Source organism: Sphingobacterium thermophilum, assembly GCF_039541675.1.
Taxonomy (GTDB): Bacteria; Bacteroidota; Bacteroidia; order Sphingobacteriales; family Sphingobacteriaceae; genus Sphingobacterium; species Sphingobacterium thermophilum.
The window spans coordinates 163,672-187,816 of record NZ_BAABGR010000015.1 but is presented as its reverse complement, the minus strand read 5'-3'; the positions used below and the strand labels follow the sequence as shown (position 1 = coordinate 187,816).

Genomic DNA, 24,145 nt, shown 5'->3' with positions numbered 1-24,145 from the left:
TCTTATGCAGAGCCCCTTTGTCGTTAGTGAATGGTAGGGTCAAATGTTCCTCCCCAATCCTTGTTCTGCTCAATTTTAGGGTTTTTGTCTAATACCGATTGTGATACAGGGAAGAAATAATAGGTATCCGGCACAATGTTAACTTTAGCTCCTGAGTTAGGGACTTGTAACACTCTATATTTAAAGTTCTCTTCCTTAAGCTGATATGTTCTAGCCAACTCGGAAGCTATTCCCAGATCCATTTCTGAGCCATCCGGATTGATAGCGATGGCCTCTATTCCATGCTTGGTTGTATTATCTAAGAGATGCAATTTTCTCAGGCGTCTCAAATCCCAGAATCGATGTCCTTCGAAACACAATTCTATATTTCTCTCGGCGAGAATAGCGTCTCGCATCTGCTCCTTAGTACTGGCTATAATGCCATAGTTGCCATCATTGCCGGGAAGAATACCCGCGCGTTGTCTGATTTCTCTCAAAAGACTCATAGCAGTAGCCAGATCTCCCATTTCATTGGCCGTTTCTGCATAGTTTAACATCACCTCAGCAAAGCGCATAACTATATAATCCACATCATATTGGGTTTCCACCTCTGTCTGCTTTAAAGACAGTTTCGAATTTTTAAGGATGAAAAATCCACTGTATCGGTTGAGGTTTTCCGACGGTGTCTGTGCCGCAGGGTTTGTACCGAAATTATCCAAGTCGGCAGCAATCCCCACTGCGGTGTATTGTCTTTTGCCTGCCTTGCCTGACACTTCATAGATTTTTCCGTTCCAGACGATAGATTTTTCAAAACGCGGATCCCTATCCTTCCAATACGATTGAAGAAACTGTTCTTCTGTCTTGTAATAAGCGCTTGAAGGATCGGAGTACGATTTACCATCTATCATAGGGAAAGATTTGACAAACTCCCAGGTTGGCACTGCTGACGCTGCTCCGCGACTTTCCGAACCTGGTCTCACACCATAGTCATAGGACGCCACCTTGTTAGGATAAGTGTTGATTACTGCAAATACCGTCTCCTTGTTCTTCTCTTCCAAAGCGATATTATAGTAGTCGTCGATAAGTCCATATCCATTCGCTTTGAGCTGCTCATAGGCCTGCTTGTTAGCCTCATAGGCCTCATTCCAATAGCTATTTCCATAAGGATTCGTAGGATTGAATTGAGGAGAAGCCTTATACAACAGTACCTTAGCCTTAAACGCTAACGCAAAGTTACCGTCAATCTTGCCATAGTTCTCGGACGATTTTTCTATGGTCTCCGGTAACAGGCTAATCGCCTCATTCAAGTCTTCGACGATAAACTGAAAACACTCCAAAGTAGAGTGGCGAGGGGTGTTCAGGTCATCTTTTTCAAGATCTTGTGGCACTTTAATATACGGCACGCCACCATGATGTTTTACCATATTGAAATATGCATAAGCACGCATAAAAAGCAGCTGACCACGGAAATTTCTCTTATCGTTATCATTCAGCCCCGTGCTTTCCTCAATTTTTACCAGGGCTGTATTGATTTTACGTATAGTCGTATAATCCCAAGCCTTGTAACTGGAGTTATTAACCGTAACCGCATCCAAAGGGAACGTTATACCTACCAGCTGCTCCGAGTTATTGTCGGCAGAGGCATTCCAGTTACCAAAAATAGAATAGACATTTGCCAGATAGGCATTGACAAGGTTGGGATCTTGCCACACTTCCCGCTCGTCTAATGAGTTCAGATCACGGATATCCAGTACATCCTTACAAGAGGTAAGGCTCAATAAAAATATTACGGGGAAAAAAATCTTTTTCATAGTTACTTCCAATTAAAATTTAAAGTCAAGTCCAAGGTTAAACGTCTTCATGACAGGGTAAGAATCATACATTTTCTGTTCTGGGTCGTGAAATTCTGTCATCTTGGAGATTACAAACAAGTTAGTCCCATTAAAGAATATATTAGCTTGTTTAATCTTCAACGCATTTGTTACCGAGTTTGGCAACGCATACGACACATTTAAATCTCTCAGACGTAGATAAGCACCGTTTCTTATCCAGAAGCTGGAATTGCCGGTTCCCGATTCCGCCCAGTTAGAGCCTACTACACGTGGATATTTGGCATTAGGGTTTTCCTCTGTCCATACATCGCCTGCCCAAATAGGATAGTAAGGACGGAAGTTTCCTCCGTGCTGTCGCATGCCACCTCCTTCTTGATTGCTAATCATCCTGTCGTAAGCCATCACTCCTTGTAACAATGCCGACACACTTATACCTTTCCAACTTATATTCATGTTGACGCCATAGTTGATTCGTGGCGAGTTGTTGTCCGATAAAAGCACCATATCATTGTCGTCAATCTTTCCATCCGGACCGTCAGAATAGTTGGCTCCCCGAACATCTTTATAAAGAATCATGCCTAGGTAAGGGTCTCTTCCGTAGGTTTTGAAACCTTTGCTTAGCAGATCGTCAAGTTGCTCTTGCGTGCGTACCAAATCTATTGCTTCAAGACCTATCAACCTGTTTTCCGGTCTTCCTATTCTGGATCTGAAATTTTGCTCTCTTCCTGCTGCATAAGAAGGTTCTTCATCATAAATATCCCACCTATCTTTAGCATATCCCATGTTGATTCCGAAGCCGTAAGCTACCTCATTCACACGATTATTCCACATCAGACTGATCTCCCCTCCTTTGTAGCTTCTAGCAGCATAGTTTTCGGGAGCTAGCGTTCTTCCATAGTTATCCGGAACCACTAGATTTCTTGTACCCAATATATCTGTTTCCTTGCGGCTAAAGACATCTATGCTTCCTGTCAATCGATTTTTCAACAATCCGAAATCGGCTCCTAGGTTATAACTTTTGGATGTTGTCCATGTAAGGTTTTGAGTAGGGTTAGCTCCGTACATGATACCATTGTAATAACGGTCTCCGAAGATATAACCACCTGACGGCACATATTTTTCTTCATACAAAAACTGACCAATCTTATTGCCGTCCACGGCAAGGTCGTTACCAGTAGTTCCATAAGAGAAGCGTAGTTTTAGTTCGTTGATATTTTCTTTTGCTCCGGCAAAGAAATTTTCTTCGGAAATACGCCATGCAGCGGACATAGAAGGGAAGAATCCCCAACGTTTATCTCCAGGGAATAGCGGAGAGCCGTCGTATCGGAACGAAAATTCAGCAATATATCTATCACTGTAGTTATAGTTTATTCTTCCTATCAGCGCTCTCCGTGCATCGGTAGACTCATAAGCATTGGTGGACCGGTAGTTACGATCTGTAGGATACACAAACATCTGATCTATGTTGGTGATAGGATTTTCAGCTCTAGAGTTGACAAAGATGCCTCCGAATTTGAACTGTTCATACACCACCATAGCGTCGACATTATGTTTATCAAACGTTTTAGCATAATTTAAAAACCAGTTTACTTGGTATTCCCACGTACGTTCTGGCGTATAATCCACAAACGGTGCCGCCTGGCTGAAAGTAAAGATGTTGATTTTATCTTCCGACGGAGGAGCCGGGATAAAACGGTTGTCACTAGCATCCAATGGTGTGAAAGTATAATTCTTCTGGAAGGTCATGAAGCGCTTACGCATATAGTCCTCTGCCACATAACTTCCCACCACTTTTGTTGACAAGCCTTTCACCAAACCATCCAGCTTGTAACTCAATGTCAGGATAGGATTAATCTCCCTAACTTTTCGATCAATATAACGATTACCTATCACCTGATCGATAACATTCCACGCCTGCCAGCTTCCCATCGGCGTTTGTACAGGGTACTCTGTAGGCTTATCACTTGGCGTGCCGTCCGCATTGAGGTAAAAAGGATACATCTTAGGCCAGTTGAAGGTCACACGATAGAAATCGGACACATCAAAATCGTCGTCATTTGCCGAAGTACTGAATGGCCAAAAGAATCTCTTCGAATTAGTCTGATTGGCCGATATATTCAAATCAATGGTAAAGGCCTCATTGACCTTGGCGCTGACATTACTACGTATATTAAATTTATCGTGCTCCAAAGACTTATAGGAGCCTAACTCTTTTCTATAGCTCAATAAGTTATAATAGGTGATAGCCTCACCACCTCCTGACAAGGAGATAGACTGCCGGTGACTGAATGGGTTTCGCCATATCCAATCCGTAACACTGTAATTCTTATCTTTGAAATAGTCAAATTCTTTCTGGCCATTTGGAGCGACAAATGGTGCTTGCTGATTACCATTTAGCCACTGGAAGTATGAGACACGGTTCTGATAGATAAGTTCGTCTTCTGCCGTTGTAAGATCTGCCAACAATGCCTGTGTAGGTGCTGCCAAAGAATAGGTGCTCTGCACATTGAAAACAGGAGCTTGCGGCGTCCCTTTCTTGGTCGTTACGAGCACCACTCCATTTCCTGCACGCGTCCCATATACAGCTCCCATCGCCGCATCTTTTAAGAAACTAATCTGATCCACCTCATTGGCTTCCAAAGCATCAAATGCAGCCTTGTCTCTCACCACTCCATCGATAACGTATAGAGGCTCAGCAAAGCTCCCCCGTATCCGCAAAGATGACGATGCTCCCGTCATACCCGACGTGTTGGTTACGTTGACACCAGGAGCCCTACCGGCCAATGTATTGGAAAGGTTGGAGGGTGCGATATTTTTAAGGTTGTCCGCGCTGACAGCTGTCATCGCTCCTGTAAGGTTACTTCTTTTCTGACGTCCATAACCCACCACCACTACCTCTTCAATATTACCTATATCTTCTTCTAATACAATGACGTTATCCACCAAACTGTTGATAACAAATTCTTGTGTCAGATATCCTACACTTTTAACGATGATAACATCACCAACCTTTGCACGAACCTTGAACTGTCCAGATTCGTTGGTACTGGTCGATTGTCCGGATTGCGTTGAAACGGTAACTCCACTCAACGGTTTTCCATCTGTACCCAGTACTCTACCTTCAATTTCGGCTTGCCACTTACTTTCAATTAAGGCCAAAGGTTTGGCTTCTAAAGGAACAGCAATTACTGGAGTTAATGCAAATATTCCTAATAATCGAATAGGAATAAAGCTCTTTCTTAGAAAAAATCTTTTCTTCATGGTATATAATTGTTAGTATTCTACTTACAAACTAACAACTTTACCATGCTAATACACGTTAAATTAGATATTTAAGAAATAATTTAGCTTTATAAATGTATTTCACTCAAGCTTATCCTTAACCGAAGGAATAATCAAGAAATTTTTTTGTTGTAAACATATAAAAAGATAAACAAAAAGAAACCATGAGATACCATCAAGAAATTTTATACTATTATTAAAATAATATATTAATATTTAACAATCAAAATAGAGTAGTTTATGAAAACAAAGGAAGGGGAATATAAAAAAGCATCAATTTCTTGATGCTTTCTAAGAAGTGGAGGCTACTGGATTCGAACCAGTGACCCCCTGCTTGTAAGGCAGGTGCTCTGAACCAGCTGAGCTAAGCCTCCGAGGTATAGTTGGTGGAGAATACTGGATTCGAACCAGTGACCCCCTGCTTGTAAGGCAGGTGCTCTGAACCAGCTGAGCTAATTCTCCAAGGTATGTTTGGTGGAGGCTACTGGATTCGAACCAGTGACCCCCTGCTTGTAAGGCAGGTGCTCTGAACCAGCTGAGCTAATTCTCCAAGGTATGTTTGGTGGAGGCTACTGGATTCGAACCAGTGACCCCCTGCTTGTAAGGCAGGTGCTCTGAACCAGCTGAGCTAAGCCTCCAAACATTTAAAATCTTTCTGAGAACGTCGCAACCTTAGCTGAATTGCGTGTGCAAATATAGCCCTAATTTTTAAGTTTCAAAATGTTTTTTTACTTTTTTGTGCTAATAGCGCGTAATTTCCTAGCTAAAAGACAGATAATTTTTAATCATAAAACTTCCAGGAAGCACCAAATCTGAAGTTCGCCGGATTCATTGGATAGCGACGTACCGTATAATATCCTTTCGGATACACATATTGGTTGGTAAAGTTGTTGCTGATAAATAGGTTCACGCGCTTGATATTGGCTGTAGCCCAGAAATCCACTATAGGATAGGTAGAAAATTCCAACTTATAATTGGTATTATAAAACTGTCCTGTGTTGATTGAATACGATGGAGCTACGTAGGGCGTATTGAAACGAACGTCCATACCTATGCTGATGTTTAGCACGTCAAACCAACGCGAGTCATAATAAAAGCTATGCCAGGTATACAGTTCCGGTGTGGCCAGCACATCCATAGCATCGGACTTCTGGTACACCACTCTGTTGTCGAGATGCCATTTTCCGAATTTAAAATTCTGCTCTACCGTAGCTTTCAAGAAGTTAAGGCTTCCAAGCTGTGCCGGTTCTATCACCTTGTCGAGGTTCGGATTATCGTTCGGGTTATCTACTTCTTTGAAATAAGTATAGTTATTAATCAGATAATATTCCAGTCGGCCTTTGAATCCTAATTTAGGATGGCTGTAGGTGAAAGAAAGGTTTTGCGTTTTTGTCTTCTCCAAGTTCGCCTTCCATTGGTGATATGTGTAATTCATATCCGTAAAGACCCTTTCCGGCGATTTGTTTTGCGAATAAGCCCCCAACGATATTTTGCCCAGATATTTTCCTACAGCGATATCTGCCCTTGCCTCATAGAGGTAATCACCGAAATTATGACCTACCACAATCTGATGAGCACTCAAATTGAAATCTACCTTATCTGAAAATTTATAGCTGAAATCCCCTTTAATCGAGGAGTTCTGCAAAAAATCATTGGTAAGGCTGTCTTCTACCCATATCAAATCATTTTGAAAACCAGCATTCAGCTTGGCTTCATTTTTCAACAAGGATTTGGCCCTTAGGTAGAACGTATAGGTAAATTCATTGGAGATGGTCGTAATTTTTGTCGTGTCGTGCACCAAACGGAAGTTGGCTGCCGGAAACGCGTTATTCAAATCGTCTTCATTTTTGAAGAACACAAATCTTTGCTGTCGGATATACGTATTATGAGCTATGGTATTCGTCGGATGGATTTCCATTTCCGGAAGATTTTTGTTTACCGTATCCAAACGACCTATATAATACGACTGGCGGATAAACAAACCGTTATCATTCCATTTCGTGTATGGTCTTGTTTCACGTTGTCCGCGAAGGCGTGTAATCTGAGAATACCACGTCGTCACTGTCTCATCCTTGAAGAAGTTGTCATTGACGATAGACCCGTTTTCCGGAGCATCAAGCTTGTTAAGCGCTATATTGGCAAGAAAATTATAGCGCTTGTTGGGAGACTCATACCAAGTAAATACAGCTCCTTTTCGGTCGTTATAATCTTGGTTTAAGAAATAACCGTCCGTATTGGTAGCTTGGTAATCAAACCCCATATTCCAGTTAGGCTTGATATTCTGTGCATGCTTTGCCTTGAAAACTTGGTCTTCAAAGAAAAAGCCTACAGAATATAATTCCGAATAGCGTGCTCTTGCCCTGAAATAGGTCACCGAATCTGACGTATACAGATAGCGTTCCAAGGCATGGAAACCATGCTGGAAACCTATGGTCTTGCTAGGATTGAAGAGTAGGTCGCGTGTGGCCAAGCCATAAGAACCCAAATTCATACTAGGATTCCAAGGGTGATTTTGTGGGTTGTAATATTGGAAATTACGATGAGTGGTATCTATCTGTTTGGTGAAGGTAGCATACTTCAGCATATCAAGCGTAGCAAATCGGATGTATTTCGAAGAGAACTCCACAGAATCCTTTTTGTTGTCTTCCAATGCTCTTGCCGAATCCAACGCGGCACTGAACTCATCACTCCCTACCTGTGCCCGAAGACTTCCGTTTGCCGACAAAAACAACAATATAAGCAGTATGCTCCGCAAAAAGATATTACTCATTCAATTACCTCGATAATACAGTGCAAAAATAACGTATAAATTAGACTTTACTGCATAGCAATTAATTCTTTCAAAATATCGGTCATCTTAGGCTCCACCTCATTGGCAACTCTGACAATCTCTTCAAGAGATACAGGCTGCAGATTCTCATGAAAACCCTCATCCGTGATGACAGAAATGGCAAACACAGGAAGTCCCATATGATTGGCTACTATGACTTCAGGAACAGTACTCATACCAACAATGTCACCGCCGATAAGTCGCATATAACGGTATTCTGCCCTAGTCTCCAAATTAGGCCCCGCTGTAGAGACATACACTACCCTATGGGCACGCACACCATTCCTACGTGCAATTTCCATAGCCTGCTCTTGCATCTTCTTGTCATAGGGAGCACTCATATCCGGAAAGCGAGGTCCATAATCCTCGTCGTTACTTCCCCGCAAAGGATTATCCGGCAACAGATTGATATGATCATCGATAATACCAATATCTCCCTTTTTTATATCGGGATTCAGAGAACCGGCGGCATTAGATACAAATAGTTTTTTGATACCCAAAACCTTCATTATCCTTACAGGAAAGGTAATCTCTTGCATACTGTAGCCTTCATAGTAATGCAAACGTCCTTGCATGGCTACCACTTTCCGGCCATTCAATGTTCCGAAAATCAGTTTACCCGTATGAAATTCAACTGTGGAAATAGGGAAATTAGGGATATTGGCATACATCAGCTGATGATTCACTTCTATTTCGTTGACCAGCTTTCCCAGACCGGTACCTAAGATTATTCCAAATTCTGGTTCAAAATCGCCAATACGATGACGTATAGCTTCGACAGTTTCTTCAATCAAGTGATACATATGTGTGCAAAAAACTAGTTATTCAAACTTACAGCTAATTTTTTGCACACACAAATCACTATCTGTTAAAAAGCGTTATGAGATAAGGCCTTCTCTGAGGCTTTACCCGGAGAGGTAAGCCACAACAAAATAACCGTTATAAGAGCATTGTGGATAATTAAATCCAAACCAATAACATAATTGGTATATACTGAAATAACGTATGTATTCAAAAAGAATAATATCAACGGTGAAGCTACACAGATGTATGGCACCAACTTGTCGTTTACTGCTTTCTTAGTAAAGAGTCCAAAGATAAAGAGTCCCAACAAAGGTCCATATGTATAACTAGCCGCCGTAAAAATAGCATTCACTACCGAATCGTCGTTGATAAGCTTGAACACAAGAATCACCAACAGCATTATCACGGAGAAAGTCAAGTGTACGAGATTACGCTTTCTTACCAACGCAGGATCGTTAGGATTCTCCTTCTTGTTGAAGTTCAAGAAATCCACACAAAAAGAAGTAGTCAATGCCGTGAGTGCCGAGTCTGTAGTAGCAAAAGTAGCTGCGGTCAGCCCCATCATAAAGATAATCGCCGGCACTATTGACAAGTGGTTAAGCGCAATCTCCGGGTACAGATAATCTCTTGTCGCCAATGTGGAAACATCTATTCCATTTTTTTCAGCGAAAATGTAAAGCAATGCACCTACAGCCAAGAAAAAGATATTGATAACCACGAATACCGATGTGAAGGTAATCATGTTCGTTTGTGCTTCTTTTATCGTACCCATAGACAGGTTCTTCTGCATTAAGTCCTGATCTAGACCCGTCATAGCGATGGTAACAAACACACCACCTAAGAACTGTTTCCAGAAATTGGCCTTGCTACCAATGAAATCTTCCCAGAAAAATATTTTCGAATAGCTGCTTTCCTTTACTGCTTCAAATGTTTCTACAATACCGAAATCCAACCCTTTTGCCATAAAATAGATGGATAAAATCACGGCTGTCACCAAGAAGGTGGTCTGCAAAGTGTCCGTAACGATGATTGTCTTCAATCCACCTTTATTCGTATAAAGCCAGATGAGGACCAAACACAAAGTGACGGTAATAGCAAAAGGAACATTCCATGCATCGAATATAAAATGCTGCAATACAATTGCTACGAGGTAAAGTCTGAATGCAGAGCCAATGGTTCTTGAAACCAAAAATATACCGGCTCCTGTTTTATAGGTCAAATACCCGAAACGCTCCTCCAAATAGGTATAGATGGAGGTAAGCTTCATCTTATAATACAGAGGAAGGAGCACATAGGCAATGATGAGAAAACCTACCGCATTACCCAATACAAATTGGAAATAACTGAAATTTGAAGCTCCTACAGCCCCAGGAACTGAAATGAACGTCACCCCCGACAAGGCGGTTCCGATCATACCGAAGGCCACCATATACCACTTCGAGTTGCGGTTGGCCACAAAGAAAGTTGAATTGTCTGCCGATCCTTTAGAGGTGAAGTAGGACACTGCCAACAATACACCGAAGTAAGCGACTAGAAATGATAATAATATTATTGGGGACATAAAAAGTCTTTGTTAAAATTATTTACTTTGATTATACGCGTCGATGGCCTTACGCACATTACCATACTGTTCCAACAATTGTGCAGCTACCGACTCATCTACTCCCGTTTCTGCCATCACCATACGCACACCGCGGCTTACCAGCTTATGATTTGACAACTGCATATCCACCATCTTATTTCCTTTCACACGTCCTAATTGTATCATCACAGAAGTGCTGATCATATTCAACACCAATTTCTGTGCTGTCCCCGACTTCATACGTGTTGAGCCTGTAACAAATTCAGGTCCTACAATAACTTCTACAGGATATTTAGCTATCGCTGCTATAGGAGAACCGCCGTTACATACTACGCAGCCTGTAGCCACACCTCTCTCATTGGCAGCTTTAAGCCCCCCAATAACATAAGGGGTAGTACCCGACGCAGCAATACCGATTACGATGTCATTCTCCGTGATACAGTATTCGTCCAAATCTTTCCATGCCTGCTCCATATCATCTTCAGCAAATTCTACAGCTTTACGGATAGCTATATCACCACCGGCAATAAGACCTATTACCCAGTCGTGAGGAACCCCATAAGTAGGAGGACATTCTGACGCATCCAAAATACCTAAACGGCCGCTGGTTCCTGCACCGATATAAAATATACGACCACCCTTCTTCATACATTCCACAGCTGCCTTCACTAAAGCCTCAATCTGAGGAATAGCTTTCTCTACCGCATATGGAACTGTTTTATCTTCATTATTAATATTTGTAAGCAACTCAAGAACAGACATTTTGTCTAGATCTTGGTAATTAGATTCTTTCTCTGTTGTAATGACCATCTAAGTAAAATCTTTGAATACCCTTTATTAATTACATCGTAAAGATGCAATTTTTATACAAAACACGCAAAAAAACGCAACTATAATTTTTCTAACCTCACGAAATTATAATTTTTTGCGTTTAATTTATCTATCAATTCTTCAAGCCGCAGATACAGTTTATCCGTACGTCGCGGATCTGTACCTATATGGATTAGAATGATATACCCGTTTAACCCGTTCGTTTCTTCATAAGAATACAATTGATTCAGAATAGCGTCCGACGACATGTAGCGGTTAGCCATTTCGGGATACGTATAGTCTGCAGGAGTCCGCAAGCCAGGTGTATAATTATACACACTGAAATTTAACTCTTCGGCCCACTCTACCGTCTGTCTGTTGTACCACTCATACGGCGGAATAAACATTGAACCTCTATCTATTCCTAATTTTTGAAGCTTTGCTACATTGGCTTCCAAATCCTGAACAAACTCTTCCTTTGTCACCAAGAGACTATCGCGTTTTTCCCATGGAGCATACAGCAGATGCTTATCCGAATGTGGCCCCACGTAGTGTCCATCGCGATACAGGTCTACCAAAATTCTTGCCGACTTTTTGTCTTCCAAGAATTTTCCTGTAACGAAAAAAGCGGCTTTAACCTTTTTCTTTTTCAATACTTGGGCAATATGTGGCAAACCATCTCTGAATTCATCTCCCGTAAACACCAAGCTCACTTGAGGTTTCTCAGCATTACCTCGTATTATTGCACCGAATTTGTCAGTAGTTTTTTTTTACTTTCCGCTTCTTTTGCTGATAATAGATAGATTAGCGAGGCGGTTCCGTCCATCGTAGGCTCATTCGTACTGTAGTCTCCGAAATCATCGTGATAAACGGCTAAGTCGCTTTGAAACTCCGCATATTCGTCCGGCTTTGACAGCTTGATACCGATTAGACTGTTGAAGATAGAAGCATACACTGGACCATCGACAAGACCTCCGTCGATAGGATAGTTATGCAGGTGCGTAAAGGCCGAATGCGGATCTGTAGGCGTATCACCATCAGCAGGAAGACCATAAACCATACTTGTCCCCCAAGGGTTTACACCAAATAACCAGTCTACATTGGCTTGCTCGAGCTCCTCATACTGAACATCTCCACTTAGCTGTCTGTACCAATAGGCTTGAATAGCAAACGACGTAGTGAGATTGTTGCTACACCAAATAAAAGGAACTCCACGATAGAACATATTTTCTTTGGCTCTGCTCCATACATATTCTATCCCTTTTTTATAATAATCCAATACTTCTTTACGTATTTCACCTTGCGTCACTTTTGCTAATTCGAAATGTCCTAGGTTGATAAAAGGATAATACTGATAATGATTGGCCGTGTCCCGTATCATCCATGGTGTTACCGGCTCTTGACGGGCATACTCTAATGCTTTTTGAAGATTTTTTTCATCACGCGTAATGGTATATAGCATAGTTTCTGCCAGCTCCATATCGTCCACCCAATTATCTTCAGCATAGATATATGGCGATTTCACAGAAACGGTCTGTGTTACACCCGGCTTAATATATGCGTAATCGTATGCTGTCTTGGCCTTCTCTTTCAAAATAGCAGCGTATTGGGCATCTTTATCACGTAGAAGATGGTATCCCAATGCAAACGCTCCTGCGAACTTACCTGCTGTAGAGCTCGTTCCGGTAGTATTGTTTAAAAACTTACCACGTTGCTGTGGGTTTCCATCAATAAAATATACCGGTCTTTCGTGACCTCTGCCATAAAGAGAGTCTTGTCCCGGCAAGCGCATGCTGGCATGATCTCTATCATCTGCTATCTGGTTAAACATCATGTTAGGCTGCGGATGCATCTTCAACAACCAGTCCAGTCCCCATTTAGCTTCATCCAGCACATCCGGAACACCATTTTTTCCGTCCAAGCCGTTAGCCTGCTTCTCATCACCAAACACGAAAGGAAAGTCGCGATACGCCGCCAACAGATGGAACGTTGCATTTGCTGAAGTGGTAGAATATTGCAGGTAGTCCGAGGCGTCATGCCAACCTCCCGCCACATCTATACGAGTGCTATCGGGAAGTCCCACCGAAGAGGCATACATCGTAAAACCATCGTGAGTATGGCAGCTGTCCTTCAAAAAAGGATTGAACAAAGTCCGCTGCTGACGCATATAACGCAAAGCAAAATCTGCTGTCCCTTTGTATACATCCTCATTAATCTTGATAAGTGGCGACCTTGTGCCATCATCGGTAACAACATAATAGGTTCCGGATTTTTTTACAGCAGAAATATCCAAACGAGCGCCCTTCGTGAAAGGACCGTACTTACCAAAAACCTTATTTACCTTGGCGCGATACACAGTCTTCTTCGTTTGAGCATCTACAACCTGAAAAGATTTAACGCTCTTTTCACCTTTGGTGACCCATACCACCACCTTCTTTCCTTCCGGAAGATAACCAAGCTGGTTCACACGAATCCATGAAGACTGCTGTGCAAACACTACATTAATACTCAAGCATAGTAAAACTAATAATGGAAAAATTCTCATAATAATTGTGGAACGTAAATTTAGATTTTGGTAAAAGTATAAAAAACATAACAAATGGGAGAGAGAAATCTCTCTCCCACGTATAAATAACGCACTACCAGCCTACAGTTTGGGTGAGAGTGTACCCTCTATCGCGATATTCGTCGATGAGTAGCTGACTTATTGGCGCCAAATAATTTCTATCTTGAACAGGCTGACGCGGACCAAATCCTCTCACAACATAGTAACCCACCATTTGCGCATCATTGGTGCCGTCATATTTGATAATCTGTCCTGATGCTGTTTTGACCTCCAAAACATCCTTATAGGTACTTGCAATCTTCCCTGGATTAGCCTTATCACGTAAGTCTACATTACCGATAATCCAGGCTCCCAAGCGATAATCATCGCTATCGAAGTTCAAATAATGAAGTTTCTTCCAACGACGTATATCCTGAATTCGGGCGTATTCGAATATAAACTCCATACGTCTTTCCCTACGGATTTCCCACATCAAAGGAGAAACATCACTATCTCTTTCCGGATCGTTTGGAAGGCTATTAAGCATCAGAGGAGCTGTCTTTGTCACTCCCTTGCTGACAGCGACATCATCCAAAGGACGGTTTCGGATAGCATTGATAGACCTATCCAAATCTGCCTGCGTCACGGCAGCACCACCGTAAAATTCAGCTAATATCTGCTTGGCCTCTATCCAGTTCAGAACCACCTCTGCAAGTCTTACAACAGGAGCGTCATTGGTATTGGAGTTGGAAGCCCATTTTGCTGGGTAAGTGGAGCCTATGTAGTTAAGGGCTTCTCGTCCCGCAAATTTATGAGCATACACCAATGTTCCCGAAGCCGCCGTGTTGATGGTATCCATGAAAGTAGCTTCGAAACGAGGGTCTCTGGTTTTAGCAAGATCCTGCAGACGAAAACTGTTGGCGTCAGGAACCGATGAGTTTTGCCAAACCTTACCATCCACACAGATGAAAGCTTTTAATAGGTCAAGGTTGGCTGAACGGGATTGTGCTTCCGTGCCATTGCTATAGGATCCCACAGCATGGCGTACAGCCAACGCATCATCATATACGCGATAAAAAATCACTTCCGGATTGCCGGCAAGATTTTCGGAGGCGAAAAGACTCTTGAAATCCGACGAGAAAGACCATTTGCCACTATTCATGACATATTCTGCAGCATCGCGCGCAAATTCAAGGTATTTCTTCGCCCGTGCGCCATCCAGATCATGATACTTTTGCCAAGATCCTTCAAACAGCATAAGGTTGGAAATAAGTGCTGCGGCAACATATCTGTTGAGATAGCCCACGCCGTCATTTTCACGCATATTGTCCATCACGTATTTGAAGTCCTCATAGACCTTGTCCATGACCTCGCCCCGTGGATCGCGAGCCTTATACATCTGGTCAGGATCATTCACGGCTACTTCTGTATCAAAATAAGGGATATCGCCGAAATTGCTTACTAGACGCGAATACTCATAACCTCTGAAGAATCTAGCTACCGCGGTCCAATGTTTGTATTCCTCGTCCGAAAGGTTAGGCTTAGCCACATTGTCGATACGATGGAGCATGATATTGGCTTTTCTTACCCAATAGAAGTTCCAGTTAGGTCCCGGATGTTCGGCACGCAATATAGACAAGGCCGAGCTACTAGAGCCGCCCGTACCCGTAGGTACACTTCCCAAGAGATTGGCCTGATTTCCTGAACTCGTAAAATCGTCGGCAAAATTATAGCCTGTCAGTGGAGCATATGCCGTTCCGTAACCTGTATTATACCCTACAAAGTAGTTGGGATAGAAGTCATTGGCAAACAGACGCAAATCGTTCTCATTGCGCCAGAAGTTACCTTCACTATCCACTACCTTATTCAATTCCGGTCTGTCTAATAAATCACTACAACTAGAAAGCCCCAAGGTCGTTCCCAGAAGTATATATATTAACTTTTTCATAATATCCGAATTAGAATGTCAACTGTAAACCAAAAGAAGCACTCTTATAGGTAGGCACGCCAACCCCTGCTCTATTCATATTATAGTTTGAGGTATTGAACATCGAATAGCCTGACACTTCTTCAGGATCGATAGGTAAACCTCTAAGCTTATCCCATGTAAAGAAGTTTTCCAAAGAGGTGTAGATTCTCACCCTATCCAGCTTCACCTTTTGTGAAATTTCTCTAGGAAGAGTATAACCTAAGGACAACTGCTTTATGCGCAGGTATGACATATCGAGCAGATAACGGCTTTGTATCTGCATATTATTGATATTTGCGGTACCACCATTGCTATAGGCTGCAGGGTAGAAAGCGTCCGGATTATCCGGCGTCCAATAGTCGTTAACGAAGGTTGCCGGCATAGCTCCGTCCGACACATGCCATCCAGCTTGCGCTAAGAAACCTTCTCCCCAAATCTTACGAGCCCCTACACCTTGGAAGAAAATGGAAAAGTCAAAACCTTTGTAGTCTGCACCGAACCTCAAGCCGTAGTTGTAGCGTGGCGTCGAGTTACCTATAATAGTTCGGTCTCCAGGATTATCAACGGTGCCATCCCCATTGTCAATCTCTCCATCGCCATTAAGGTCTTTAAATTTAACATCCCCAGGGCCGAAGTCGAAAGATGCTGAGTTTTCGAGAAAAGTCTGATATACAGGTTTACTGCCATCCGGATTATTTTTCAGCAAGTAGGTACGTCCCCCTCCATTCGTATAATACTTTGTCATCTCCGGCGTTAGCGTCACTAACTGAGGTTTTCCATTCGCATCCAGCACGAAATCATCTAACTGAAACAACCTGTCCGTAACATAACCCCAGATATCACCGTACACAGCTCCATCATGCAAAGATCCCTGAATACGCGAATCGGTATAACCGTACACTCTGGATTTTGCATCGTCGAAGTTAGCACGCAGGTTGATACCTAATCCATTTTCGAAGCGGTGATTGAAATCCACCGAGATTTCATATCCTTTGGTTACCAAAGAACCTTTATTCAACTGTGGTGCAGACCCTCCTATTGTCCAAGTCGTTCCGGACAATGCACCGAACATATCTTTGGTAGTCCGTTTATATATATCTACCGTTAACCCCAACTTATTATTAAGGAAACGTGCATCAAGTCCCCCATTCAAGGTTTCCAATTTTTCCCAGAATACAGAAGGATATCGTATTGCCGGAGAACCGATGGCTATGACTTTAGCGCCATTAGCAATCCAAGTACTCTCCGAAGAGGTCATATTAGAAACATACAAATCAGGTGGTACAGCCTGGTTACCGATGACGCCCCATGATCCTCTTAATTTCAGGAAGCTTATGGCTGGATTTAGTGCCTGCATAAATGCTTCTTCTGACACTACCCATCCTGCAGACATTGAACTAAACCACTGCCATTTCAGCTCTTTAGGGAACTTAGAAGAGCCGTCATAGCGTACATTTCCTTCAAACAGATATTTGTTCCTAAAAGCATAGTTCATACGTCCGAAATACCCCAACTGAGCATCCCAAGCTTCTCCACCACCTCCTGTGATTTCTCCTACAGCCAAGTCAAATTGTGGATTGGTTATATCCAAGAGGTTTGTGCGTTGGGTCCAGTGGCTCTTCTCGTTATTTGTCACCAAGTTTGAACCTACAATAAATTTGAAGGCATGGTCCGTATTCAAGTTAAGATCGTATGTGGTGAAGGCATTCAGCGTATGTTTGAATCGGTTTTCCGATCTTTGATAGATGTGGTCCGGGTTGGAACCATTTGCTGTGTAGGTTTCATACGCAAGATCGTAGGCTAACATTGCTCCTGGGTCACCTGCAGACACCACCTTACCTTCGGAATTTACATATACAGGATTTCCGGCGGCATCTCTACGCTCGCGTGCCGCCACCCAGCTGTTTGCCGCTGTAAAGCGCGTCCCTCTTCTATCCCATTTATAATCTTCTGTAGTGAAAGTATAATCTACATCAACTTTCCAATTGTTTTTAAGTTTTAGGGTCGTTCCGATATTAGCATTAACATAATTTCTATTCATGGATGCTCTATTGGCAAATTCATTTTCGCTCCATGGGCTGCGGATAGGATATCCTCTTTCATCATAACCCATAGGGTATAGAGAGCTCCATCGGTACATATAAAGCCATGGGTCAGCTGTTGTGGAGTTAGTGGCATATGGGTATGTCTTGATGCGATTCACATACATAAGCCCACCTCTTACTGTAAGGTAATCCGTCAGATCGGTGGACAGACGTAATGCTGCATTATATCGGGTGAAGTTATCTTTATTTCCAGGCTTAAGCATACCACTTTGGTCTACCGCAGCAAAGGATGTAGTGTACTTTGTCTTTCCCGCAGTACCACTGATTGAGACATTGTGGGTACGTGTCGGAGCCCACTCGCGAATCATATAATCATACGGATCATACGTTCTAAGGCCATACTTTCTTGTAGGGAACGCAGGATCTACATACCAGTCACGTCCATAGACGGTAGGGTCGTCAGGTCCCAACTTACCAGCATATTTATCGTGCCATTCCTTAGCCTTTTCATAGCTGGCCTTATCCAAAGAATAAAAAGCACCATACACTGTTGCTCCAACACGCTCCATCGCATCAATGCTATACTTTAAGGCATTGATGGTTCCCATCTCAAACTTTTTAGAAAGGTTCTGATACGAGAAGTTGTTGGAATAGTTTATACTGGGCTTACCTGCAGCTCCCGTTTTGGTGGTAATCAAAATCACCCCGGTAGAAGCTTTTGCTCCATAAATAGATGAAGCGGCGGCATCCTTCAACACCGTAATAGACTCTATATCGTCTGGATTGACATAGAGAATACTTGGAATTTCTACGTTATCTAACAAAATCAGAGGCGAACTACTTCCCGTTATGGAAGCCACAGCACCACGAATTTTGATTAAAGGGTCAGAACCTACCTCTCCACTAGGGATGGTAATGTTAAGACCCGGCGTAGTACCCTGAATAGCACGCCCTACATCCACCACTGTGCGTCCTTCCAAATTATCTTTAATATTGACAGTAGAGACGGCTCCAGTAAGATTTCCTCTACGCTGGGTACCATATCCCACGACTACTACCTCATCAAGGGCTGTACCCTGCTCATCCAAATCGATGTTTACGGTAGTTCCTGTAACTATAACCTCTTTGGTAGCATAGCCTACCATCGATACACGTAAAGTGGCTCCGACTTTCGCTTTCACAGAATAATTTCCTTCAGCATCGGTCTGTGTAGATTCTCCCCCCACTACTGACACCGTAGCTCCAGGCAAAGGACCAGACTTACTGGTAACCTTTCCTTGAACAACCTCTTGATCTACCTTTCGATAGGAATCGGAGGTTTTCTGGATCCTGTCTTTATCCTTATTCACCTTCACAAATGAATAAGTAGGGAGAGACATTCCCAGTGCAAGTGAAAATAGTACTAATTTTCGCATAACGTTTATAATTTGGTTATTGCTATAAGTAGATTAATGCAGAGTTAAATTAATCATTCCCGGAATGTTAAACAAGAAAATTTTCCAATTCTTGCCTAATTACAGCAAAAACCAGAAAGAATAGGCATTAATTGTAACAAACCAATAAAAAAGGGAGCTTATTGCTCCCTCCTTTAATATTCTTTGTTTTAAATCAATATGTTAGCTTAACTATTTTACCGTCCATTGTGCTCGCGATAACATATTTTTTGGTTACCAGTGGTGGGTTGACTAAGGCATTGGAAATCTTATATTGCCAAACTACCTCCCCCGAAACAGGATTTACCGCAGATACCAAACCTGAATTGTTCGGCACGATTATCACATCTTTATTGCTATAGATAGCCGACGGAGCTAATTCATAAGGCAATTTGAGCTTGGACTTCCATTCGATATCCATGGAATTAGCATATACCGATACGCCTATCAGCTCTCCGTCCATAGTTTTGGCGTAGACACGCTTCTTGTCGAAAGACAATCCCATAGATTCTCTGACACGCACGGTATCTTTTTTCTCTCTCCAAATCACTTTTCCTGTTTTCAGGTCTAAGGCTGTCATAAATCTATCCGGCGCCACAATGAACACTCTGTTGTTGGCTACTACAGGATAGCATGCCGCTGCGGAAAACATTCTGTTAGTATGACCGTTGTCCCATTCCCAAACCACTTTTCCGGTATGCACATCCAAAGCATAGAAGCCATTGCCCCAAGAGCCGAATATCACTTTTCCATCTGCAATCGTAGGAAGCGTAGAAACGTAGCCTTTCACTTTATCAAAACTCCAAATCACTCTTCCTGTTTTCAGATCTATACAACGGAAGATTCCGTCAGAAGCTCCTATATAAGCTTTTCCTTTATAAATATTCGGAGAGCCTAACACCGCTTTGTTAGCCTTTACACGCCAGATTTCTTTGCCTGTCTTGCTATCCACACCATAGATATGGTTATCAGAAGAACCCACCACTACCACACCATTAGCTACGGCCGGCGTTGAATAAATCTTTCCTCCGGTTTTGAAGACCCAAGCTCTTTTTCCTGATTGGATGTTTAGGGCAAAAAGCTCACCAATAGTATTGGCGGTAAAGGCCAACTTACCATCTGTGGAAATGCCTGCTCCTAGGTCACCATCGTTGATATATTCCCACACTACACGGGCCTTCGTGGTATTGTTAACAGAGAAATCCGGTCTTTTATAATTCTTATGGAAAGTAAGTTTACGCAAAGGCAACTTAAGCCAAGCCTCTTGTGTTCCTACGCCGGGATTACGTTCTTGGAAGAAAACAGAGTCTTTGGTTAAAGTGATTATGTTGTACCCTCCTACTTCGGCTTTAGCACGAAGGTTAGAACGCCCCATAATCCCTGGTATACCATCCCAATCGTAAAGCTTATTGATATGGCCGTGACCACATAAAGCAAATTGTATATTGCGCGTATGTAAGCGGTCCACCAACTCATACCAGTTGTTCAGGGATGAATCCAAAGGATAGTGATTTATGGAAATCAAAGGCACATCTTTATCGGGATGAGCTTTGAAAATGGAATCCAACCACACAATATTTTCTCGCGGAATCTGTCCCGGACTCATACGCATGTTGGGTCCGGACGTCGTACCCACAAACTGAAATCCTTTGTGCTCGAAGAAAAATGTTTCTCCTCCAAAAACTTTTCGGAAAGAGTTAGCACCGCTTTCCGACCAGTTGCTGTCGTGATTACCTGGAATAACATATAAAGGCAGCTTGAGCTCGCTAAGAATCTGCTTGCACAATTCCAATTCATGATCTGCACCAAATTCGGTAGCATCACCCGACAGGATTACGAAATCTATATCTTTCAGCTGATTGAGGTCTTTGACGGTACGGCGCAAATCCTCTTCACCGGTTTGGCCTCCCACGTGAGTATCCGTAATCTGAGCAAATTTAAAAAGCGTCTGGGCACATACAGTAGACAGACTAAAAATAAAGGCAATAGCAATAAATATTCTTTTCATAAGCAAATAAGTGTGCACAAAGATACTTTTTAAAATAATCATTCTTTACTTTTTCTCAATAGAATTTGTTGCCTTGCTTTCCACATTATCCACATTTACAGCGCTCACGCAATAATAGCCGGCTTTTGTTACAGTAGCCTTTGTCGATCTAGTTACTTCTATCAACTCTCCTTCAGCTGTAAGGCTAGAAAAGTAGTACACCGCATAGCGGACATTACTTCCTCCTCCGGACCAACTCAGCTCATTTCCATTCAATGCAAGATTCGTAGGAGTGGTAGGCGCTGCTGCCACCTCTCTTCCTGCGAAAGGCATCAGCACGTTGGCCTTATACAGGTCTGCAAGCTTGTCGGTAATGCCTATCTTGTTTGCCAGAATGCTGCTGGTATTATAGATGGAAGTACCTACTGTATAGTTGTTCTTACGTACTAAGTCAAATTGATTCACCAATTCTTGCGTATTCTGGAAGGCAGGATACGTTGGGTCACCAAACTTATAAAACCCTATCCCTATTACCAGCTTGGATTTACCACGAAACTGCGACCATATGCTTAGGTTTCCTTCAAAAGGGTTAAAAGAATTGCCTATTTCCTGATAAAGCTGAGGGATGAGTATATCTACCCAACCTTCTTGCGTCCATTTGGCTACATCGGCATACAGACTATTATAGTTGTTGTCCTTATTTGCCGCTGGCGAGACCGAAAACACTACTTGAGGTTTGGTAGACTTTATCGTATTGTACACCCCTTCTATGGCTTTATCTACATTACCCCGACGGAATGCTGCCTTGGACGTATAGCCTGAACCATACTGACTAAACTCAGCATCATCATCATGTGTCACGCCGGATGGGACGGATGGATAGAAATAATCATCGAAGTGAATGCCATCAACATCGTATTTGGTAATCAAGTCTTTAACAATATCATTTAGACGTTGTCTTACCTCCGGCAATGCGGGATTATACATCCTTATATTTCCGGGATAATCCTTTACCCAAGAAGGGTCGATAGAAGGATGTAAATCCGGATAAGGAGGAGCACTAGAAATACGATAGGGGTTCATCCAAGCGTGAAATTCAATATCTCTTGCATGGGCCTCATCAATCAAAAATTTCAGTACATCATAGCCGGGATCCTTTCCTCTGGTACCAGTAATCGCCGCCGACCACGGTTCATAAGGCGAATTGTAGAAAGCATCTCCCAAGCCCTTAACTTGGAAAAATACTGTATTGAATTTTAACTCCTTCAAGCGGTCTAAGATATCAATATACTGCTGCTTTTGGGTCGCCATATCGGTAGACTTAGGCCAGTCGATAGACCATACCGTAGCAATCCAAGCGGCACGCATCTCCTTGCGTGGGAATTTCAATTCCGTATTTGTTGGAGGGTTGGGATTTGGATTAGGCTCCGGATCCGGTCCTGGTGTCGGGCTGTCCTTACCACAGCTGCTCACCAGCAATACTACTAATAAGGCAAATATTTTAGTTATTCTCAATGATTTCATAAGATTAAGCGCTGACTTTAATAAAAAGAGATAGCACAACGGTTTGTGCTATCTCCAAATTATAATCTATTCATCTTCTAACACTTTTTTCGGAAATTCGAAGAATACAAATCCTGCATCACTTGCAGCAGAAAACAGCAATAAGCTCTCGTCATTACCCTGACTATCCTTTTTGATGGCCCATCCCGTATTGGATGAAGGAGAAGTGTTTACAGGCCCCATCAAAGAATGTTCGAATACAGGTTTCACATTAGGTGTCGAGTTAAGCGTTGCAAGTGCTTCGCTAACACTTGCCCCCTTAGTGATGTCGTATACGGCAAAGTTAGTAGCTTCTGATCCTGTACGGGCTGCCGTAGTGACGATAAGATAGCGTTCGCCGTTAAAGTAGATCACACGAGCATCCGAACTTCTTATCGGAATTGCCGTTCTGCTCATCTGAAAGATTACCGAGCCGCTTTCGGTCACCAGCGTTACCGGCGCATCGTGTCCTGTGAAGATATATTCAGAGGAGTTGCCTATCCTGTTGTAGGTCGTCCATGATCCAGCTCCTGATACCGGCATATTGAACACAAAAGGATCCGAAACAGTAGTGTAGTTTTCAACCTTAAGACGCAACACTTTTGTTCCAGCATTATCTCCGAAGAACATATAGCCATTGCCGCTATCATCCAAGCTTACAGAGAAGTGGTCTCCATGACGTACCCCAGCATTGGCCACTGTTCCTACATTTAAATCCACGATCATTTGTGGTGGCTCTGCAGGATTTGTCCAATGATAAACACGCATAGGACTGGCAGCGGTATTCCCCGATAGGTTGGCCACATAGATATGGCCGTTTACTAACGCTCCCATATTTACTGGGAAGGTACCCATTGATACACCTGTCATATTCAGCGGAATAGGTGTAGTGTCGTAATTTTTAAGATCAGAAACTTTAAGGAGATGTGTTCCCATCGTCGAACGTGAAACTACCAACACATGTTCGCCGTCGAAAGCACTTCCTCTAGTCATAGCCGTAAAGGTGTGGGCCGGATAAATAGGATTTCCTATAGCATTGTTCGTAAAGTCGTAAATAGTGCCCTTCTCGAAATCGGCGCCATAGACAGGCACTTTCAGACGAATTCTCACATAGTATTCTCTGTATCGTGGGCTATTTATCACTTTTATGACTATGGTTCTTTCTGATTCTCCTTCCGAAAAGGGTACTGTGTAAGTTTCTTGGTCCAGAGTAGCTCCCTCCGACAGTTCGGCTTCAAAACGCAACTTGCTGAAGTCGGTCAACGTATCCAGACGCGGAAAAGTCACGGTTTTCGTGTCTTCATTTACTGTCCCTATGACGACTTCATTGCCGTTAGGTCCCGCATTGACAATTTTTATGGATTTTAGTACCGTAAACTTATCCGAGGTATCCATTGCCCCAGGAAGCTCATCTTTACACGATACCATAGTAAGCACCCCTCCAAAGAGTATAGCTATAAGTATCGTCTTAAAAAATATTATTGGTTTCATAGTTGGTCCTTCTT

General features: G+C 42.6%; 13 protein-coding genes and 4 tRNA genes. All 17 read right to left on the bottom strand.

What is annotated here, in order from left to right; all coding sequences use genetic code 11:
• Positions 1 to 23: 23 nt before the first annotated feature.
• Positions 24 to 1,790 carry a RagB/SusD family nutrient uptake outer membrane protein gene (locus tag ABD873_RS06815; RefSeq protein WP_345066403.1) on the bottom strand — a complete coding sequence of 589 codons (1,767 nt, stop codon included), beginning with the start codon at positions 1,788 to 1,790 and terminating at the stop codon, positions 24 to 26.
• Positions 1,791 to 1,802: 12 nt separating this feature from the next.
• Complete coding sequence (locus ABD873_RS06810) at positions 1,803 to 5,072, bottom strand: SusC/RagA family TonB-linked outer membrane protein (RefSeq protein ID WP_345066400.1); 3,270 nt, start codon at positions 5,070 to 5,072, stop codon at positions 1,803 to 1,805.
• Positions 5,073 to 5,392: 320 nt separating this feature from the next.
• Positions 5,393 to 5,467: transfer RNA gene (locus tag ABD873_RS06805), tRNA-Val, on the bottom strand.
• Between the two features lie 10 nt (positions 5,468 to 5,477).
• Positions 5,478 to 5,555 (bottom strand) — tRNA-Val (locus ABD873_RS06800).
• A gap of 10 nt (positions 5,556 to 5,565) precedes the next feature.
• Positions 5,566 to 5,643 (bottom strand) — tRNA-Val (locus tag ABD873_RS06795).
• A 10-nt stretch (positions 5,644 to 5,653) separates the two neighbouring features.
• Positions 5,654 to 5,731, bottom strand: a tRNA-Val gene (locus tag ABD873_RS06790).
• A 143-nt stretch (positions 5,732 to 5,874) separates the two neighbouring features.
• Positions 5,875 to 7,863 carry a putative porin gene (locus ABD873_RS06785; protein WP_052258535.1) on the bottom strand — a complete coding sequence of 663 codons (1,989 nt, stop codon included), beginning with the start codon at positions 7,861 to 7,863 and terminating at the stop codon, positions 5,875 to 5,877.
• Positions 7,864 to 7,910: 47 nt separating this feature from the next.
• A complete protein-coding gene (locus ABD873_RS06780; protein ID WP_345066394.1) occupies positions 7,911 to 8,726 on the bottom strand; it encodes a purine-nucleoside phosphorylase in 816 nt (271 codons plus the stop codon).
• A 65-nt stretch (positions 8,727 to 8,791) separates the two neighbouring features.
• A complete protein-coding gene (locus ABD873_RS06775; protein ID WP_345066391.1) occupies positions 8,792 to 10,288 on the bottom strand; it encodes a sodium:solute symporter in 1,497 nt (498 codons plus the stop codon).
• A gap of 18 nt (positions 10,289 to 10,306) precedes the next feature.
• Positions 10,307 to 11,119, bottom strand: a complete 813-nt coding sequence (gene murQ, locus ABD873_RS06770) for an N-acetylmuramic acid 6-phosphate etherase (protein ID WP_345066388.1) — start codon at positions 11,117 to 11,119, stop codon at positions 10,307 to 10,309.
• Between the two features lie 80 nt (positions 11,120 to 11,199).
• Positions 11,200 to 11,832 (bottom strand): polysaccharide deacetylase family protein, encoded by a 633-nt coding sequence (locus tag ABD873_RS06765; RefSeq protein ID WP_345066385.1) that lies wholly within the window; start codon positions 11,830 to 11,832, stop codon positions 11,200 to 11,202.
• 26 nt (positions 11,833 to 11,858) lie between these two features.
• Positions 11,859 to 13,631 carry a glycoside hydrolase family 9 protein gene (locus tag ABD873_RS06760; RefSeq protein ID WP_345066382.1) on the bottom strand — a complete coding sequence of 591 codons (1,773 nt, stop codon included), beginning with the start codon at positions 13,629 to 13,631 and terminating at the stop codon, positions 11,859 to 11,861.
• 127 nt (positions 13,632 to 13,758) lie between these two features.
• Positions 13,759 to 15,612 (bottom strand): RagB/SusD family nutrient uptake outer membrane protein, encoded by a 1,854-nt coding sequence (locus tag ABD873_RS06755; protein ID WP_345066379.1) that lies wholly within the window; start codon positions 15,610 to 15,612, stop codon positions 13,759 to 13,761.
• A gap of 10 nt (positions 15,613 to 15,622) precedes the next feature.
• Positions 15,623 to 19,093 (bottom strand): SusC/RagA family TonB-linked outer membrane protein, encoded by a 3,471-nt coding sequence (locus ABD873_RS06750; protein ID WP_345066376.1) that lies wholly within the window; start codon positions 19,091 to 19,093, stop codon positions 15,623 to 15,625.
• Positions 19,094 to 19,286: 193 nt separating this feature from the next.
• Positions 19,287 to 21,119, bottom strand: a complete 1,833-nt coding sequence (locus ABD873_RS06745) for an outer membrane protein assembly factor BamB family protein (RefSeq protein WP_345066374.1) — start codon at positions 21,117 to 21,119, stop codon at positions 19,287 to 19,289.
• Positions 21,120 to 21,164: 45 nt separating this feature from the next.
• Positions 21,165 to 22,622, bottom strand: coding sequence for a glycoside hydrolase family 10-like protein (locus ABD873_RS06740; RefSeq protein WP_345066371.1), 1,458 nt, complete (start codon positions 22,620 to 22,622; stop codon positions 21,165 to 21,167).
• Between the two features lie 66 nt (positions 22,623 to 22,688).
• Positions 22,689 to 24,131 (bottom strand): DUF4623 domain-containing protein, encoded by a 1,443-nt coding sequence (locus ABD873_RS06735; protein WP_345066368.1) that lies wholly within the window; start codon positions 24,129 to 24,131, stop codon positions 22,689 to 22,691.
• Positions 24,132 to 24,145: the final 14 nt, after the last annotated feature.